We start from the raw sequence: 19,601 nt of genomic DNA, 5'->3' as shown, positions 1-19,601 counted from the left end.
AAGTATGATTAGAATAGAAGATGTTATTTCACTTGCTAAGAGAAAAGGTTTTGTATTTCAGTCCTCAGAAGTTTATGGGGGTCTCTCAGGTGTATGGGATTATGGTCCTTTGGGTATTGAGCTTAAGCAAAACATACAAAAAGAGTGGTGGAAAAACATGGTTTACTCACATGAAAATGTGGTAGGGTTAGATAGTTCCATTTTAATGAGACCTGAGGTTTGGACAGCATCAGGACATGTTGAGAGTTTCGCAGAGCTACTAGTTGACTGTAAAAATTGTAAAAATAGATTCAAAATAGATTCTATTGATTTGTCTAAGGGTTGTCCTAATTGTAATTCTATAGGTACGTTTACAGATCCACGAAGTTTTGATCTAATGTTTAAGACTAATATTGGAGCTGTTGAAGATAGTTCTAATGAAATTTATTTAAGACCAGAGACTGCTCAGGGTATTTTTGTTAATTTTCGTAATGTGCTAGATTCTACAAGGCTTAAGGTTCCTTTTGGAATAGCCCAGGTTGGGAAGGCATTTAGAAATGAGATAGTAGCTAAAAATTTTATATTTAGGACTTGTGAATTTGAACAGATGGAAATGCAATTTTTTGTACATCCTAATCAAATGGATGATTGGTATTATTATTGGCAACAGAAAAGACGGAATTTCTTTATTGAAATGCTTGGAATAAAATCTGATAATCTTAGGTTTAAAGAGCATAGAGGAGATGAACTTGCTCATTATGCTAAGGCTGCAATTGATATTGAATATAAATTTCCATTTGGTTTTCAAGAAATTGAGGGAATTCATAATAGAGGTGATTACGATTTATCACAGCATGCTAAGTTTTGTGGTAAGCCTAAATTATTTGAATATCATGATTTAATAAGCGGTGATAGATATATTCCTTATGTTATTGAGACGTCTCTTGGACTTACAAGAAGTGTTTTAATGACCCTTTGTGATTCTTATGCTCATGAAGAACTTGAGGGAGGGGATAAACGAATAGTTCTGCGCTTGCATCCTAGAATTGCGCCTTATAAAGTTGCAATACTTCCTCTTGTAAAGAGAGATGGACTTCCTGAGCTTGCTCGAAAGGTGTTTATGCAGTTTAGTGATGATTTTTACATGTTTTATGATGATAATGGTACAATAGGCAAGCGTTACAGACGTCAAGATGAAATTGGCACACCTTATTGTGTAACAGTAGATTATGATAGTATTGAAAATAAAACTATTACTTTAAGACATAGAGATACTATGACGCAAGTTAGAATTCCTATTGATGACTTATATTCATATGTTAAAACTGAAATTTTAAATTATAAGAGAGTTTCAGATAGATGAATATTGCCTTAGGGATTTTGGAAAAAAGAGGATTCTTAAAACAGTGTACTAATTTGGAAGTTTTAAGTGCATTAATGGATAGGGAGAAAATGGTTTTTTATGTTGGGGTTGATGCTACTTCTACTTCTTTGCATATTGGACATTTAATTCCTTTTATGGCAATGGCACACCTTCAAAGGCAAGGTCATATTCCTATTGCTTTAGTTGGTGGTGGGACTACAAAAATAGGAGATCCTTCAGGTAAGGATGTAATGCGAAAGATTTTACCTAAAGAGGATATAGAAGAAAATGTTAAGGCAATAAAAGAACAATTGCTTAGAATAATAGATTTCAGTCACGGATATATCCTTGATAATGCAGAATGGCTTGATAATATTAATTATATTGAATTTTTAAGAGATATTGGAGTTTATTTTTCTGTTAATCGTATGCTAGGATTTGAGACTTATAAGAGAAGATTGAAGGACGGTCTTTCATTTATTGAATTTAATTATCAACTTTTGCAATCATATGATTTTTATATGTTAAATAAACTTAAAAATTGTAAACTTCAAATTGGGGGAGATGATCAATGGGGAAATATTGTCTCAGGAGTTGATTTAGTTAAGAGAAAGTTGGGAACAGAGGTTTTTGGACTTACATTGCCGCTTATCACAAGAAGTGATGGCAAAAAGATGGGTAAATCAGAAAAGGGAGCAGTTTATCTTGATTCAAAGCTTTACAGTGTTTATGATTTTTATCAATATTTTAGAAATGTTCCAGACTTGGATGTTAAGAAGTTTTTATATTTATTTACTTTTTTGGAAGATGATGAGATTGAGCATATTTCAAGCTTTCAAGGGTATTTGTTAAATAAGGCAAAAGAAACCTTAGCTTTTGAAATAACAAAGATTGTTCATGGAGAATCTGCGGCCTTAAAGGCATCCTCAGCAGCTACTGCAGCATTTAAAGGAGGTAAGGGAGATAAATCTGATATTCCTTTTTTTAAATTGGCATTAACTGGTTTGGAAGGAACTATTTTATTAGTTGATTTAATGGTTAGCTCAAAAATTGTACCCAGTAAGTCAGAGGCTAGGAGATTGATTAGTTCTGGTGGAGTTTATGTAGATAAAGTAAGAATAGGAGATCAAAATTATTGCCTTAATAAGGATAATTTTACTAATGATGAGATTGAACTTAGAATTGGTAAGAAAAAGATTTTGAGAATTATTTTGTAGTTGGTGTTTCATGTATAACAGAAGAGTTTTAAATAGTTTATTTTTTAAATCATTTTTGTTTTTTATGGAACGTAAGCATCTTGTTTTTACTGAAGAGCATATTTTTTACAGTTTAATTAGTAGTGAAAAAATTAAAGAGTTGCTTAGTTTATGTACACTTGATTTTTATAATTTTAATAAAATTTTGGAAGAGTTTTTCAAGCAGCTTCCTTTAAGAGAGTCTGATATTTCAGATTATATTTTTAAAATGAATGATTTATATCAAGAAATAATCGATGCAATTTTCTATTATAAAAAACCTTATAGATTACAAGAGAAAGATTTGTTATGGGTATTAGTTAGGAAAAGAAAAAATACAATTTTAGATGCTTTATTAAAGTCGGGTTTTAATTTAACTATCTTTGACAAGATAATTGAAGTTTATGATTACTTAGGTTCGGACTTAGATTTAAGCTCTCTTGAAAATGAAAAAAAGGTTGCAAGCGATCTTTTTAATAAAGAGATAGATAGGGATGGAGGTTTGAATATTTTTGAAGAAGATTATTTTAAATTAGAACAAAGTGATGATTCACTTGATGATAACAATGTTGAAGATTTTTTAGTTAATGTTATTGATAGTTTAGATCCAAGTTTAGAGAAAAACCCCTTAATTGGTCGAAAAAAAGAGTTATGTAAGTTAATTCAAGTCATGCTGCGCAAACATAAAAGTAATCCAATTGTATTTGGGGAGCCTGGAGTCGGAAAGACAATATTACTTCAAGGACTTGCTTATATGGTAAAGGCAGGTCAAGTGCCCCAGGAGTTGGCAGGTTATGAGGTTTATTCCCTTGATATTGGAAGACTTATATCTGGGACTCGGTATAGGGGAGATCTGGAAGATAGAGTAAATAAACTTTTAGATTTCTTATATTTTAAAAAAAAAGTAATTCTTTTTATTGATGAAATTCATATGATAGTTGGAGCTGGTGCTACGTCTTTTAGCAACATAGATGTTTCAAATTTATTAAAGCCTATATTAACTTTAGGTGAAGTAAAGTTAATTGGTGCTACTACTAAGTATGAATACCAAAAATTTTTTTTGAAAGATAAGGCTTTAATAAGAAGATTTCATAGCATAGAACTTAGAGAACCAAGTTTTGAAGATACTTATCTTATTCTAAAAGGGGCTAAGGAACAATATGAAAAACATCATAATGTAGAGTACACAGATGAAGCTATATGGGCTTCAATTACTATGTCTAAATATATGAAAGACCGATTTCTTCCCGATAAAGCTTTTGACCTATTAGATGGTCTTGGGGCTAAATTTAAGCTTGAGGGTAACAGGAAAATTATAACAGTCGATGATGTGAGAGATTTTGTTAAATCTATGATTGGAACTAATATTTTTAATTTTGATGCTTATGATCAAGACTTAATGATTAATTTAGAGCATAAAATAAGAGAAAGCATGATAATTGATGAGGAGATTTTATCTGATTTGATATTACACATTAAACTTTTAAGGATTAAATTTCTCTTTAAAAATAACACTCTTGGTATTTTTATTTTGATGGGTTCTTCTGATGTGGATAAGAATAAGCTTGCAGGTATTTTGTCGGAAGAACTTAAGATACCTAAATTGACTTTGGGAGTGAGTGAGTATGGTGATTTTGATGGCATTAATCGATTAATAGGACCTGTATATGGATCTGAATCTTATGATGAATTTACTAAATTTTTTAAATTTTTAAGTAAATCTTCAAGTTCAATTATTTTTTTATCCGATTTTGATAAATCTTCCAAGAGGATTATAGATTTTTTTTTTGAAGGATTTAATACAGGCAGACTTTTTGATAGTCTTGGTAGGAGTGTAAGTTTATCAGATAGTATAATACTAATAGATATTAATATAGAATATAGAGAACTTGCTAGTATTGGATTTAAAAATGAAACAGTAAATGGCAGAAGTTTGCTAGAAAAACGTTTTTCCAGTCAGTTTTTGGATCTTGTGGATCATATTTTTTTCTTTAGACCTGTAGGTGAGAGTGATTTTGAAAAAGTTATTATTGAAGAGATGAATAATTTTGTTAAGATACTAAAAACTGAAAAAGTTGATGTTTTTTTTGAAGAGAATATTGTTGATTATTTTCAAAATAAGACTTATGGAAGTGGGCTTGGTATTAAGAGTGTGCGTAAGATCGTAGTCAAGGAAATTGGAAGTTTATTAATCAATGACATGATTTCAAAAAAATTTAAAGAGAGTGATAAGATCAGAGTTTATCTAGACGAGACAATGAAATATGAGCTATTATAAATATGAATTTTTATAAGGAGAAATGTATGAAAATATCTATAGTGGGAGCAGGAGCTTGGGGAACAGCTATTGCTAAGGTTTTGGCAGATAAATTTAGGGATAATGTTTTTATATGGTCTTTTGAAGAAGATGTTAGAGATAGCATTAATAATGATCATGAAAATGTTAAGTATTTAAAGGATATTAAGTTGCCAGATAATTTGATTGCGAGTTCTGATTTTCTTGATGTCGTAAGTCAGTCCGATTATGTTTTTGTTGCAACACCTTCCCTTTATACTTTAAGTGTTTTTAATAAATTGAAAAGTATGTATGCTACTAAAAAGTTTAATTTGGCAATACTTACAAAAGGGTTTATAACAATTGATGGAAAACCTTGTCCTATTGTAGAGGTAGCAGAAAGTGTTTTAAGTGAATATAAAGATGAAATTACTTATATTGCAGGGCCAAGTCATGCTGAAGAAGTTGGGCTTGGGGTTATTACAGGCCTTGTGGCTGCCAGTAAAAACAGAGCAAATGCTTTTGAATTTATTAATTTATTTAGTGATACTTCTATTTCTATGTTTTATAGCGATGATGTTTTGGGTGTTCAGATAGCATCGGCTTTGAAAAATATATTTGCAATTGCATTTGGAATTTTAGATGAAATAAAAATTAAAGATCCAAATTTGATTGGAAATAATACGGAGTCTTTTTTATTTTCAGTTTCATTAAATGACATGCGAAATATTGCGTTTAAGCTTGGTGCTTGCAATGAGGGAACATTTTTATTTTTAGCTGGTTCTGGAGATTTAGATGTTACTTGTAGAAGTATTTTTGGAAGAAATAGGCGATTTGGTCGTGAAATTATTAGTAAAAATATCTTAGAAGGTTTAACAGATATAGATGATTTGATAAATAATATTCATAAAATTGGTTATTTGCCAGAGGGTATAGTTGCTGCTAAGGAAATTTCTGTGCTTTTTAAATATTTAGGCAATAATTCAAATGAACATAGTCTAGTTAATATAGTGTATAAAATCTTAAATAAAGAATTAAAGCCTGAAGCTGTTGTTAATTATATAAGAAATTTTAAATTTTAGGACCCAAACGGGTCCTACTTATGTTTGTTTACTCATCATATATACGATATTGTTATAAACATCGTCAATTATTTCAAAATTCATTACAATTTCTGTAAATTCATTTGATTTAATTGCTCCTATTATATTTCGATCGTCTGTTAGATTTTCTCTTTTAACTAAAGAGTTGCTGTCAACTAATATTTTTATTCTAGTTAAATCTTTGTTTACTTGTTTAATGTTTGCAATGCCCCCAAAGCATTCTAAGATATGTTCTGATGTTTTTATTGTTTCTTTATTCATATTAGTTATCCTTTAAAGAACGCTTTATAAGCCATATAAGAAGTATATATGTCAAATTTAGAAGTGATTTCAAATGGTGAGTGCATACTAATAACACCAGGCCCCATGTCTATTGTTCTTATTCCATAGTGTGCTAAGAATTTTGCAACAGTTCCGCCACCACCTTCGTCTACTTTTCCAAGTGTGGCTACTTGCCAAGCTATGTTATTTTTATTTAGTAAATTCCTAATATAAGAGACAAGCTCAGCATCAGCATCACTAGCCATGATTTTGCCTCCGTGACCTGTGTATTTTATTATAGGTATTCCATATCCCAATTTAGGTGCGTTTTGTTCATCATGAACCGATTTAAATAAGGGATTTATTGCGCCGCAAACATCAGCAGATATGCTTTTTGAGTTCCATAATACTTTTTGAACAAGGAGATTATTATATTTATCTTCTTTAAGTTTAAATATTATGTCTGATACGAAGTACTCAAGATATCTTGAATTTAGTCCAGTTGAGCCAGTTGATCCAATCTCTTCTTTGTCAACTAAAAAACATACAGCGGTTTTGTTTGGTGTTTCTTCTAGATTCAGGATAGCTTTTAGTGAAGTGTAAACACAAACCCTGTCATCTTGACCATAAGCACCAATTAGTGCTCTGTCAAATCCTACATCTTTTGCTTCTCCTGCTGGTACTATTTCTATTTCCGCTGAAACGAAATCCTCTTCTTCTATTTTATATTTTTCTTTTATGAACTTAAGAGTAGCAAATTTTACTTTTTCTTTTTCTTTAGTGTCAATAGGTAGGCTTCCAATTATGATTTTTAAATTTTCACCTTCTATGATGTCATCAGCTTTTTTGTCTCTTTGTACTTTTCTGTCAAGATGTGGCAAGATGTCGGGAATTACAAATACGGGATCATTTTTATCATCACCGATATTAATTTCTACTTTTTCTCCATTTTGCAAAAATATTACCCCTCGTATTGATAGAGGAAGGGATAACCATTGATATTTTTTGATGCCTCCGTAATAATTTGTCTTCATCATTGTCAATTCATTCTCTTCAGTAATTGGTGATGGTTTGGCATCAAGTCTTGGTGAATCTGTGTGTGATACAATGAAATTCATTCCATTCTCAATAGGTTCTCTTCCAATAAATATAAGAGCAATGTTTTTATTGCGACATGTGTAAAAGATTTTATCCCCAGCTTTGAGTTCTTGTTTTTCGCAAGCGCTAATGAAACCTTTTCCCTTTGCCTTTTGTATAGCATAGTTGGTAGCTTCTCGTTCAGTTTTAACTGTGCTTAAAAATTTTTTATATTTTTTAGCAAATTCTAAAATCTTATCTCTCTCTTTTTCGTTTAAAGAAACCCAAGGATTTTGTTTTGTCATTAAAATTTCTCCTCCTGATTACACTTATTATAACATTCTATTCTTTTTAAAATGCAGTTTAACAATAATGAAAAACAGATGCAATAGATTAATTTTGTAGTGTCTTTTATTTGGCCCAATCTATACTAGAGCTACACTAGTATTAAAATATTTGTGTATTTTTAAATAGGTTCTGGTTTATGCCATAGGAATCCTTGTCCATAATCTATTCCGATCTCGTTTATTTTCTTAAGTATTTCTTCATTTGATACAAATTCAGCTATAATTTTTATTTTTTTTGTATCAGCAATGTCTTTTATTGATTTTATTATTACAAGGTCTATTTGACTAGAATTTATTACTTGAATAAAAGAACCATCTATTTTGATAATATCTATTGGCAAAATTTTAATATATGAGAGTGATGTGTATCCACTACCAAAATCGTCAAGTGCAAGTTTAACCCCGAAAGTTTTAAGTTCATTGAAATATGTTTTGATTAATTCAAAATTTTCTAAAATCCCAGTTTCTGTTATTTCTAAGCATATGTTTTGAAGTGGAACATGACTTTTAAGTAGTGTTTCTTTTAGAAACATTCTAAAGTTTTTGGACTTAAGTGAGTATGGTGAAATATTGATTGAAAAGATATGAACACCATTTTTTGCCACAAAATTTGTATATTCTCTTAAGGTTTTAGTAACTACCAATTTATCCACTTCAACAGTTAGATTATACTTATCTATTAAGCTAAAGACATTGTCGTTTGGGATGGGAGTTCCTGTATAGTCAAAAAGTCTTGTTAATATTTCAATTTTGGGTTTTAGATCTTTTTTAAGAGGAGTAATTTTTTGATAGTAGAGACTAAAAAAATCATTCTTTATTGCTTTTACTATATATTCAAATATTTTATTTTGATTTTTAATAAGTATTGTTTCTGGTAATTCATCTTTGTATAAAATAGGTGTAGAATCTTTATATTCATCAGATATTTTAGTTGCTATTTTTAATTTTGAAATCTTTGTTTCAATATCTTCTTTTAAATTTACTTCTATTATTCCTATGTTGAGTTTGAATATTATGATGCCTTCTTTGCTAAGTTCTCTGGAGATGGTTTTTTTGATTTCTTCTGCAATTGAAATTATTCTCTGCTCCCCTCCACTTGTGGATATAATGACTATTAAATTGTTGTCTTTGAGTCTAAATATGTATTCTGAATAGAATGACATTATTCTAGAAGTAATTTTCTTAAGTATCTTTGAATCTAAGTTGTCTCTATTGCCTTTATATTCATATTCTGTATTTATGTGTAAATCTAAATCAAATAAATATATCTTTTTATGAGAGGATTCAATTTGGTTGATTAATAGTTTTTCAAGTCCTTTAATGTTATATAGATCTGTTTGTTGATCGATGATTTCAAGATCCTGAATATTGTTTTTAGATTTTAAGTCTGATATGTCTTTTATTGTAATTAATTTATCAATGTTGTTTTGAGCAATTGTACTGATGAATAAATCGACGATTAATTTCTTGTTATTTTTAACCTTTAAAAGGCAGTCGGTTATCAGTATATTCCTGAATTCAGGAATGTTATTTATGTTGTAACTTAAATCTATTTTAGTTTCTTTTTCTAAATCAATGATATTGATATCACTTATTTTATTTGTTTTTCCTCTGATTTTTATTGGGAGTTCAAGTTCTTTGCTGCCTTTTTCATTAATATAGATTATATCATTGTCAGTATTTGTAATGATCACGATTTCTTGAATAAGCTCAGATAGGTTTAAGAAAAAATCAAGATTAGCATTATTATTGTCATAATAAAGTTTTTTCTGTTGTATTAATTTGTGTTTAGCGTTTAATTCGCTGATATTGTTTAATATCTCTATGTAATTTGGTCTATACATTGCTTTGTCTATAAATTTATTGTCTATAATGATAGAATGAATGTTATTAATGCTTTTTAAGTCATTTGCCATATTGATTGAAAAATCTATCGGTCTTTTATGGTTGTAAATAATGGCAAACTTAATATTACTTTGTTTAATATATTCCTTAGAGATATTTTTTCTAGATTTTATTATTTGTAATATTTTAAAAATAGATTTGATCTTTGTAATATCATCATTACTAATGACCCCTTCAGATATTACAATTGCATTTGGATTTTCCATCTTATTTAAATAAATTTATATTAATTTTGATATAAATCTATATTTTGATATTTATTTCTTTAGTTTTTCTGGTCTCGTTCTAGCCCATGCTAGCCATATTATTCCAGATAATATTAGAATTAATGAGAATATTTGTCCCATTGATATGTTTAAAAATGAGAAATCCAATATGCTCTCAGGTTTTTTGTAAGTTATAACAAATCCTATTTCCTTGTCTGGCTCTCTTAAGTATTCGATAAGGAATCTGAATAATCCATAAAGAATTATGTATACTCCAAAGAGAAAACCATCATATTTTTTTATTTTTCTAAAAATAAACCATAGTAATAAAAAGGTTACAGTTCCTTCAAATAATCCTTCAATCAGTTGTGATGGAATCCTTGGTAAATTAACAAATAAGTCGTGAGGTGCTATTTCCAGTCCAACTGATTCTGCAAATTCTTTTACTCCGTTTTGACTTACTTTAAAAGGTTCTGCATTGGGAAATATGATTCCGCCTTTCATTGGTCTTCCATAAAGTTCTGCATTTGCAAAGTTAGCAAATCTTCCAAGTATATATCCTGAAGAGAAAGCTAGTGAGCCGTAATCAGTTATCTTTCTGAAGTATTTCTTTATATTTGTGTTTTTAAGTTTGGTATTTGTCATTATGAATGGTGCAATAATTACTCCGAAAAATCCTCCGTGTATTGCCATTCCTCTAAATCCTGTGAAATTCCAATTTCGGTCAAATGGCAGAAAAATTAGCCATGGGTGCGTATAATAAATTCCACTCCTATCATAAATTAAGGTAGATGTTAATCTTGCGCCAATTATTGCTCCCATAACAATTGAAAACATTAATTTCTCATAATCACTTTTTTCTATGTCAAGTTTATCGGTTTTTATTTGATACCAAATAAATTTATAACAAATTATGATTACGATAATGTAGGATAGACTATACCATGTAATTGGAATTCCTTTAATTATTTCAGGATGTAACCAGCTAGGATAATTTATATAATTAGGCATTTTTTTCTCCTTAGTCTTTTTTTAATTGTGCAAATAACTTTTTTTTAAACATCATGTTTTGTTTCCTTAATGTTGCAATTTCTTTTTGTTGAGATTTTATTATATCAATAATTGCATTATCATCTATTGTTTTGTTCATTAGTAATGATTCAAGATATGCATACTTTTCTAGGTATTCATCTTGTGCTTCTTTAATTACAAAATGATAGCTTTCGTTTAGATCGTCTTCACTTAATAGTTCTACATCATTTATTACAGATTCAAGTTCAATTAATTTTTTTGCTATTTTTTTAATACTTTTGGAAGCTAAGCTTGTTGGTTTATAAACAGTTATTGGTATTTTATGATTTAATGCTTTATCAATAAGCTCGTCTTTGTAAATTGAACCTATGCTTTGTAAATTTATATTTAAATAGTTTTTTGCAGATTTGAGTATTCTTTCAGTTTTTTCAATATCATCAGGTTTATTTAGCATGTTAAATATTATGAAAGGACTAAACTGTGAGAATATCTTCATAAATTTTTCATAATTTTCAGGATCATAAGTTTCTATTTTAAGTAATAAATTAGGTATATATATTTTTTGTAAATCGCTAGAGTCTTTTTTGATGTCAGATATTAGTTTGTATGCTTTTGTTTCTTTTGTGAATACTTTTGACATAAGCCTAAAGATTGCGTTCTTTAAGAATAAATAGGCATTCATTGTTGCTGTTACTGTTGGGATTGTTACTATTACTCCTCGATTTGACATTAGAAAGAAGTCTATTGTATTAAATGTTGTACCAGCACCAAGGTCAATTATTAGGTAATCATAGTTTAAGTGTTTTAGGTTATTTATTATTTTTTTCTTTTGAAATATGGCTATATTTGCAAGTTCAGGAATATCTGAATCCCCTGCAATAAAGCTTAAATTTTTTATTCCTGATTCTATTGTTATATCTTTAAAGGAGATTTTTGTTTTAAGGAAAGTTCCAATGCTCTTCTTAGGTATGATATTAAGCATAGAATGTAAATTTGAACCACCAAGGTCAAGATCGACAAGTAATACTTTTTTTCCTTCATTTGCAAGACAAATTGCAATATTTGTTGAAAAAAGAGATTTTCCAACACCTCCCTTTCCACTAGCTACAGGAATGATAATCAAATCTTTACCCCGTTATTTTATCCTTTGCTCTAATTAAAATTAGAATCACAGCGTTAAATATAGTATAAGTTATTATTATTGTGCCTAAGAGAATAAGTAACCATGGTTGATAGACATATAATAAATCAAGGCCTAATCCCAATATAATGAGCAAAATACTCATTGCTATTTGAAAGGTTTTTGTTATGGTTATTAAGTTGTGAAGGATTTTAAATTGGTCATACAGCATATAGTGCGTTGTTAATATTAATACACATAATTCTGGGGAAAATATGATGAATGCTATCATGAATTTGATAGAAGAGTTATTTACAATCATTGTATTCTCAGCAAGTCCATATAATGCTGACAATATTAATGTGCTTGCTATTGTTTGTAAAATGAGAACGAGACCTATAATTATTCTTTTTGTTTTTGGGTTATTTGTCTTTAACATAATCTTAAAATATTATATTATGAAGATAAAATCAAGTTTTATTTATGTAGGAATTATTCAATGAGAAAGAAATTTTTAGTATTTGTATATTTTGTATTTGCTTTAAGTATCAGTTCTTCAGTTATTGTAGAATCTATCTTTGCGCAGTCAAATTCTTCTAAGGGCAAAATGTCTGCGTCAAGTTATGGTCAGATGATGATGGAAGCCTTTAATTTTATTAAGAGAAATTATGTTGAACCTGTTGATGATGAGGCTATTTTTGAAGGGGCCTTAAAAGGTATGTTTAAGGCATTAAATGATCCTTATTCGCAATATTTGACAAAAGACGATTTAGTAGAGATTTCAAAGACTACGGAAGGAAATTATGTTGGGATTGGGGTTTCTATCGTTAAGAAAAATGTTCCTGTCAAATCTGACAATTCTATCCCCGATGCTTCTTATGTAATGATTGTTACTGCTTTTGAAGAGGGGCCTGCTTATAAGGCTGGGGTTAAATCTGGCGATTACATTACGGCTATTGATGGCAAGAGTACTACTTTAATGACAATAGAGCAGGTTGGTGATCTCTTAAGGGGAAAAGCGGGTACGAAAGTTAAAATTTCTGTTTTAAGAGACAAAGATTTAAAGCTTGAATTTGAGCTTGTTAGAGAAAAAGTAGATATACAGACTGTTAAGCATGATGTTATTAACAGAGATGTCGGGTATATTAAGATATTAAGTTTTAATCCAAATACTAATCTATTTTTTAAAAAAGCTTTTGAAAAATTGCAATCTCAGAACATCAAATCTTTGATCTTAGATCTAAGATTTAATACCGGAGGGTATCTTCAAGATGCAATAGAGATAGCTGATGATATTTTGGCTGAAGGAATTATTGTCTCAACAAGAGCAAGGGATTCTAAGTTTCCTATGGAATATAAGGCTAGTTCTTCACATATAGTGCCTTTAGACATGCCAATTGTTGTTTTAATTGATAAACATTCAGCATCAGCATCGGAAGTTTTAGTTGGAGCTTTAAAGGATAATGAGAGAGTTTATGTTATTGGGGAGAAATCTTATGGTAAAGGAGTAATTCAACGTATATTGCCTTTTTATACTGGAGGATTTAAGATTACAAATTCAAAATACTATACTCCCTCTGGTCACAGTATTCATAATATTGGCATTAAACCTGATTTAGAAATTGGGGAGAGAGAGTTTTCTGAGACTGAGGTCTTAGCATACAGGCAGATTTTTGATAAAAAATTGGTAGAAAACTTTTTAAATAGCAGAAAGAATAAAAAATCGATTACTGAGAAAGAAATAGATGCTTTTGTGGATAAAGTTATTAAAGAACATTCAATTCAGGATATAGATAAAGACATTTTAGGGCATCATATATTTTTGCAATTTTATCAAGACACACATAGTGAAATGCCAATTTATAATCTACATTATGATAAACCTTTAAGAGCTGCTTATGAATATCTTGTAAAGGGGACTAAAAATTAATCCGTGAAACAAATAGTCTTAGATGATAGTTGTCTATTTGATAATGATATCATTATTGATGATGTTAAGATTTATCACTATCTTGTTGATGTAAGAAGAGTTAAGTTAGGGGATACGTTAAATGTTCTCTTAAAGGGAAGAGAGGTAAGGTTTGTTGAGATTATTAGTATAAATAATAATTTAATTAGGCTTTCTACTCTTAAGATTGAGAAGCTTAAGAAGCGTGATTTTGAAATAAGTATGTTTATATCTACCCTTAAGGGTAGAAAGTTAGATTTGAGTTTAAGACAAATTGTTGAAATTGGCGTAGATCAAATCAATATTGTTAATGCTGATAATTCTGTTGCTAGAATAGAGATGGATGATTTAAACTTTAAAAGTTCAAGATTTTTAAAATTGATTGATGAGGCTTTAAAGCAAAGTGGCAATACTCAAGTGCCTAGTATTAATTTTTACAGAAATTTTTTTAGCATTCCTTATTCCTCATCTGTAAGTTATTATGTTGCTCATAAGGATGGTGTTTTGTTAAGTTGTGGTGAGGATCTTGGTGCTTCTGGCAAGATTGGAATTTTAATAGGTCCTGAGGGTTGTTTTTCAAAATCAGAAATTGATTTCTTTAAAAAACTAAATTTTCAATTTGTAAGATTTAATACTCCAATTTTAAGAGCAGATACAGCTGTTGTTTATTCACTTGCTCATTTTAAATTATTATTAGAGGGTAATAATGGCTAATTTAAAAGATATATATTCAAAGCCAGATAGGATTTATTTTTTGGGGGTACCAATAGATGTATTTAAGAGCAGTGATAAATTGATTAGTCGATTTGAATATCTTGTATCCCATCCATATCATTCGATGGTTATTTTTATTGATTGTAAGTCTTTGCTAAAATTTTTAATTTTTAAAAGGTTTAGGAATCTTGTTAAGAGTTCTTCACTTGTTTTTTCAAATTCTAAATTGTTAAGATCTCTTTGTAAATTTTTTAAAAGGGTCGATATTGGTTGCTATGATTCAAATTCAATTTTGCTTGTTTCAATGAGTGTACTGGAAAATACATATAAAACGTGTTATATTATTGATAAAGATAAAATAATTTCTAAGAGAAATTTTTTAAGATTGAAAGAGTCACATAAAGAGATTAACTTTATTGGTTACTATGATTTGAAAGCTGTTAAGAGAAACAAAGAGATGTTTTTTGCCAATATTAATAAACTTACTCCTAGTATGATAATAAGTTTTTGTAGTAATAATTATCTTGAGAATTTGTTTTATGTAAATAAATTTGGCATTAGAACTAATTTAAGTGTGTTTTTGTGATTTCTTTTGGTTTTAGGTATTGGTAAAATTTATATGAGGTAAAGAAATGACATTTGTATTAGATCAAGCTGTAGTTTATCCAATGCAGGGAGTGGGAAAAATAAAAAACATCCAAAATAAGGAATTTAATGGTGAGTTTATTGATTATTATGAAATATATTTTCCATTCAATGAGATGACTTTTATGGTCCCAGTTTCTAGAGCAAATGATCTTGGAATTAGGGCCTTAGTTAGCAAAGAAAAAGTAGAAGAAGTTTTTGATATCATGAAATACTTTGAAGGTCAAATAGATCAAAAAAAGATCAAAGATGGTAGCCATGATTTTTATAAACAAAGTGATATATTAAGTACCGCTAAATTATATAAATTTTTGTATACAAAATCTATGCAAAAAGAATTGCCTTTCTATGAGAAAAGAATTTTAAATGATTTTGAATTAATTTTGCAGCATGAAATTAGTTTAGCCTTGCAAATCAGTTTTGAAGAAGCTAAGCAAAAGATTAAGGAAGTTCTGTCTACGGGGAAGTCTTAGATTGTTTATAACTTGTAGGAACTTATTATGTTAAGTGTTTTGAGATTTATTTTCTTAATATCTTGTAGATTTATTTCTATGTTTTTTATCTTTTCCTTAATTTTTATTTGTACATTTTACTTGAAATATAAGTTCTTACATGCGAATTTTTCTATTTTGAGTTTTGAACTTTATTATGATGCTTATCTTTATGCCTTTCCTTTATCTTTAGTTGCTACCTTTATGAGGATTGCCTATCCTTTTAATGTAAAGACGTTTCGCATTAAAAGGACTTTGTATGGTGTTGTTTTTATTTTTATATTATTGTTGTCTTATTTTGGATTCTTAGCATCTGCTAATTTTAATTTTGTTTTTTTGGATTTTCATAGCAGAAATGAAAAAATGATTAAAGATGGAGTAGTACATTTTTTTGATGATAAGATAGTTTTTTATGGTAATGATGTTAAATCGTTCGGGTTTAAAGGTGTTTTAAAAGTTGAGGATAATGGGTTTAATGACGGAGATTTTAAAACTTTTTCATACGATTTAGATTTTTCTAAATCTGATATCATGAATTTTAATACAAATGCGTTTTTTATTCAAAAGTTATATAATACTCTAATTAGTAATGTTTTTAATGATTTAGATACTTTAAATAATTTTTTGCTTTCTTTAGAATCTTTTAGTTTGATTTTAAACATATTTGGGTTTACTTTACTTTTATTTTCATTTTCTTATGTTTTTAATCTTATATTTTCAAGTGGCCTCTCTTTATTTCTTTATCCTGTTTTCATTATACTATTTTTTAAAATTCATAATATTTATGCGATTAAATTTCCTGAGAGTTTGGATTTAATTATGGGAGAAAATGTAGTTTCTAATTATGTTCCTTTTATTTTTTGTGTACTTACTTTCTTTTCTACTTATTTTATTAGCTTTATTTCTGAGTATATTAGGATTAGTAAAGGATTTGATAATAGTTTGCATTAGATCAATTTGTTAGATATGAAAAGAGAATTGTATACATTTTTAAGTAATTTTTTTATTTTTTTATTTTTATTTATTGGTCTTATTTTTTGTTATACATATTTCTTTGGGGCAAATTATTTAGAAAAACATACATTAATAGCCACATTTTTTGATACTGTTTTAAGCGTTTACCATTATTTTAATGGATTTTTTATTTTTTTTGTTTTAGTTTATTTTATTTTTTTAGCTAAACATGAAACACGGCTTTATCTAAGGGAATATAAAGGATATTTATTTAAAAAACTCTATCCATTCATGTTTCTGTTTTTTGTAATAGGCCTTATTTTTATGTTTATTTTTAACTCTATTATGTCTTATATTATTGCTCAAAGAAGTGAATATAATTACAACTATGAGAGGTATAATCTTCTTGCAGGTCAGACAAATACGATAGTTAATGAGCTTAAAAGCATAGATATGAATTTATTTTCAAATAAGACCTTAGATGTAAATGAATTAATAGAGGTTTTAAATCAGAAAAAAAAATACCTTGAAGAGTTGCTTAGAATGTATAAAAAGATGAGACTTATTTCTGATAACGATGAACTTTCAATTAATTATTATTTGGCTCGGTCTGAATATGATAGAATGCCTATCTATGATGTTGATTTGGAAAAGGTTAGAAAGGCTGTTAAAATGTATCTGGTTAAAAATCTGACTAAGAAAGATTTTCAAGATATTGTTAATGGATTCATTGATAAAGGTGATTATTCTACGGCTAATTATTTTGCTTACGTGGGATTTGCTTCTACTAAAGATGATGAATTCTCGGCACTCTTAGACTTAACTTTTAAAGCCATTAATGAATATAAAAATATCGAGAGCGAAAAGAAGTCTTCAGTTTTTGAAGAAAAACAAAAAAATTTTTTATATCTCAATACAGAAAAATTTAAACCTGCTTATTATGGTTTTTTAAAGCTTCATAATTTATTTCCAAATGATAATGAGATCTTAAGTTATAAGAATAAATCTTTAGAAAAGCTTAAGGATGAGTATTTCTTTTTTGATGAGATTGAAAAGTATTATGAACATTATGGCATAAATGATGTATTTTTATTTCAACCCAATCCTAGTAATGAAACATATGATTATATTTATATGCAAAAGGTTGTAAATACTGTTTCTTCTTATGTAAAAATGATTAAAAATTTTGAACTTATTAGATTTAATGGCTCAGGTAATGTTATTTTGCATATTAAAGTACCATTTGCTACTCTTAAGGGTAATCGAGTTTATCAAAATGTTTTAGATAAGAAAAATGAAAATAGTGACATTACTGCTACTAAAATTATTGTATCGCTTACAGATTTTGACTTAAGTAATACAAATATCATTGATATTAATAATAATGTTAATAATTTACGTTTATTTGCAAATTCTGGTAGGGGTAGTGTTTTTCTGCCCATTCAAGTTCTTCTAAGTGCTTTTAATCAAATTGAAATGTTAAACTTAAGACTAATAAGTGTATTCTCTTCAAGTCTTTTTTTAATGATGAGTCCTATTTTATTAGTTTTTTTTGGTGTTTTATTTATTGCTGTAGCTTCTAAGGTAGATTTTGAATTTGATTCAAAATCTGTGGTATTTCTTATATCTTTAATAATAGCTATTTTTTCAGGCATCTCTTCGCTTTTTATAAATTATTTGTTGTTAATTTTAATAGCACTCTTTATTCAATTATTCGTTAACATATATGTATCTTTTATTCTGATTTTTTCTATCTTATTTTTTATTGTATTACATGTAATGCGAGTTACTTATAAAGAAGTATAATCTTTACTTAGGATCTGTGTTATTTATATGAGACAAAAATAATTCATTGATCATGTAATTTTCTTTTTCTATTTGTTTTTTATTGAGTATATACGAATCTTTGTTTATGTAATTTTCGTCTATGATAAATGAAGGTATTTCTTTTATTATGTGTTTTAATTTTAAGTTTAAACTTTTATATGGTGTAAATCCATTTGCGAATCCAAAATGTTCATTGAATTTTGCTTTATCTTTAAATTTAATTAGAGACTTTTGTATTTCTTGGTTTAGTATCCATTGAATAAATTTCTCTATAGGTTTTGATATTTCTTTAACCCCCATAAAGTTTATGTTGCATATCGATGTTTTTTTTTCCTTATTTGTTAGATATGAAAAGTTGATTTTGTCTCTGGTATCTTTATTTAAGCTATTGTAATATGTTAAGTTAGTTAATCCTGCAATTAAAATGGTTTTTTTTTGAAGTAATATTTTTTCTAAGTTTAAATATTTATATTTTTCTGTAAAGTTTTTGTGTAATGCAAGCTCATTTGTATCTATAAAAGATTTAAAATGATTTATTATATCTGACATTTTTGTATCATCATATTCTGGTTTGTTGTTTCCAAAGTAAAAATTTATGCCATTAATTTCAGATAGTGTGTAAAATAGATTTTCAGAGATATATGGAGAGATAAAAATTTTTTTTTCTTTTTGAAAGCTTTTGTGTATTTTTTTAATATTTTGTATATCAATATATTTTTGTATGTTATATTCATTTTTATATATTAAGATTGGAACATCAAAGCTTAAGGGAATAATTTTGTGTGCGAACTTTTCAGATATGTTATTTAATATTGAATAGTCTGAGTAATAGTATTTTTGAATATTTTTAAAATTTTTAGTTATATTTATATTATCTATATTTTTTGAGATAATTACTTGTGCATTCTCTTCATTAGCCGTTTGTATGTTGATATGTTCTTTGTATTTAATGATAAAACTTGCTTTATTTTGGATATTGAATTGATTTATGTAAAATGGAATGATTTTGTTGTCAGTTAATATAGTTATGGTATCATCTTTTGAGCAACTAAAAATTAAAGTAAAAACTATGATTAAGATTGGTTTCTTTAAGCACATAAAAATTATTTATTCTATTTC

17 protein-coding genes are annotated in these 19,601 nt (G+C 28.1%); 10 read left to right on the top strand and 7 right to left on the bottom strand.

Annotated features, from left to right (window positions below):
* Window positions 1-4 precede the first annotated feature (4 nt).
* From bhYOR_RS01815 to bhYOR_RS01800, 4 genes are read left to right on the top strand one after another with little or no spacing between them, the layout of a single operon-like run.
* On the top strand, window positions 5-1,342 hold the full coding sequence (locus bhYOR_RS01815; RefSeq protein ID WP_025399702.1) for a glycine--tRNA ligase: 1,338 nt from the start codon (window positions 5-7) through the stop codon (window positions 1,340-1,342).
* Window positions 1,339-2,559, top strand: a complete 1,221-nt coding sequence (gene tyrS / locus bhYOR_RS01810; RefSeq protein WP_025399701.1) for a tyrosine--tRNA ligase — start codon at window positions 1,339-1,341, stop codon at window positions 2,557-2,559. The genes bhYOR_RS01815 and tyrS overlap by 4 nt, the downstream gene beginning before the upstream one ends.
* Before the next feature lie 10 nt (window positions 2,560-2,569).
* On the top strand, window positions 2,570-4,855 hold the full coding sequence (locus bhYOR_RS01805) for an AAA family ATPase (protein WP_025399700.1): 2,286 nt from the start codon (window positions 2,570-2,572) through the stop codon (window positions 4,853-4,855).
* 26 nt (window positions 4,856-4,881) lie between these two features.
* Window positions 4,882-5,934 carry an NAD(P)H-dependent glycerol-3-phosphate dehydrogenase gene (locus tag bhYOR_RS01800; protein WP_025434028.1) on the top strand — a complete coding sequence of 351 codons (1,053 nt, stop codon included), beginning with the start codon at window positions 4,882-4,884 and terminating at the stop codon, window positions 5,932-5,934.
* 18 nt (window positions 5,935-5,952) lie between these two features.
* Here bhYOR_RS01800 and bhYOR_RS01795 read toward each other — a convergent pair whose 3' ends face one another.
* The 6 genes from bhYOR_RS01795 to bhYOR_RS01770 form a co-directional block, all read right to left on the bottom strand.
* Window positions 5,953-6,216, bottom strand: coding sequence for a PTS transporter subunit EIIB (locus bhYOR_RS01795; protein ID WP_086936074.1), 264 nt, complete (start codon window positions 6,214-6,216; stop codon window positions 5,953-5,955).
* Window positions 6,217-6,221: 5 nt separating this feature from the next.
* Complete coding sequence (locus bhYOR_RS01790) at window positions 6,222-7,598, bottom strand: aminopeptidase (protein WP_025399697.1); 1,377 nt, start codon at window positions 7,596-7,598, stop codon at window positions 6,222-6,224.
* A gap of 161 nt (window positions 7,599-7,759) precedes the next feature.
* Window positions 7,760-9,751, bottom strand: a complete 1,992-nt coding sequence (locus bhYOR_RS01785; protein WP_025399696.1) for an EAL domain-containing protein — start codon at window positions 9,749-9,751, stop codon at window positions 7,760-7,762.
* Window positions 9,752-9,802: 51 nt separating this feature from the next.
* Window positions 9,803-10,762 carry a prolipoprotein diacylglyceryl transferase gene (lgt, locus tag bhYOR_RS01780; protein ID WP_025399695.1) on the bottom strand — a complete coding sequence of 320 codons (960 nt, stop codon included), beginning with the start codon at window positions 10,760-10,762 and terminating at the stop codon, window positions 9,803-9,805.
* Between the two features lie 10 nt (window positions 10,763-10,772).
* On the bottom strand, window positions 10,773-11,906 hold the full coding sequence (locus tag bhYOR_RS01775) for a MinD/ParA family protein (protein ID WP_025434027.1): 1,134 nt from the start codon (window positions 11,904-11,906) through the stop codon (window positions 10,773-10,775).
* Between the two features lie 4 nt (window positions 11,907-11,910).
* On the bottom strand, window positions 11,911-12,342 hold the full coding sequence (locus tag bhYOR_RS01770; protein WP_080684270.1) for a hypothetical protein: 432 nt from the start codon (window positions 12,340-12,342) through the stop codon (window positions 11,911-11,913).
* Between the two features lie 60 nt (window positions 12,343-12,402).
* Between bhYOR_RS01770 and bhYOR_RS01765 the strand changes: the two genes are divergently transcribed.
* From bhYOR_RS01765 to bhYOR_RS01740, 6 genes are read left to right on the top strand one after another with little or no spacing between them, the layout of a single operon-like run.
* Complete coding sequence (locus bhYOR_RS01765) at window positions 12,403-13,833, top strand: S41 family peptidase (RefSeq protein WP_025399692.1); 1,431 nt, start codon at window positions 12,403-12,405, stop codon at window positions 13,831-13,833.
* A gap of 3 nt (window positions 13,834-13,836) precedes the next feature.
* On the top strand, window positions 13,837-14,565 hold the full coding sequence (locus tag bhYOR_RS01760) for a 16S rRNA (uracil(1498)-N(3))-methyltransferase (protein ID WP_025434026.1): 729 nt from the start codon (window positions 13,837-13,839) through the stop codon (window positions 14,563-14,565).
* Window positions 14,558-15,151 (top strand): hypothetical protein, encoded by a 594-nt coding sequence (locus bhYOR_RS01755; RefSeq protein WP_025434025.1) that lies wholly within the window; start codon window positions 14,558-14,560, stop codon window positions 15,149-15,151. The genes bhYOR_RS01760 and bhYOR_RS01755 overlap by 8 nt, the downstream gene beginning before the upstream one ends.
* A 46-nt stretch (window positions 15,152-15,197) precedes the next feature.
* On the top strand, window positions 15,198-15,683 hold the full coding sequence (locus bhYOR_RS01750) for a CarD family transcriptional regulator (protein WP_025399689.1): 486 nt from the start codon (window positions 15,198-15,200) through the stop codon (window positions 15,681-15,683).
* A gap of 27 nt (window positions 15,684-15,710) precedes the next feature.
* Complete coding sequence (locus bhYOR_RS01745) at window positions 15,711-16,652, top strand: hypothetical protein (protein ID WP_025399688.1); 942 nt, start codon at window positions 15,711-15,713, stop codon at window positions 16,650-16,652.
* Window positions 16,653-16,667: 15 nt separating this feature from the next.
* Window positions 16,668-18,461, top strand: coding sequence for a hypothetical protein (locus bhYOR_RS01740; RefSeq protein ID WP_247088168.1), 1,794 nt, complete (start codon window positions 16,668-16,670; stop codon window positions 18,459-18,461).
* Window positions 18,462-18,464: 3 nt separating this feature from the next.
* Here bhYOR_RS01740 and bhYOR_RS01735 read toward each other — a convergent pair whose 3' ends face one another.
* The gene (locus tag bhYOR_RS01735) at window positions 18,465-19,580 is read right to left on the bottom strand and encodes a hypothetical protein (protein ID WP_025399686.1); all 1,116 of its coding nucleotides are present in this window, start codon (window positions 19,578-19,580) and stop codon (window positions 18,465-18,467) included.
* Window positions 19,581-19,601: the final 21 nt, after the last annotated feature.

Source organism: Borrelia nietonii YOR, assembly GCF_023035795.1.
GTDB lineage: Bacteria > Spirochaetota > Spirochaetia > Borreliales > Borreliaceae > Borrelia > Borrelia hermsii.
Note: the sequence above shows the minus strand (reverse complement) of the source record. Positions and strands in the feature narration are given on the sequence as shown.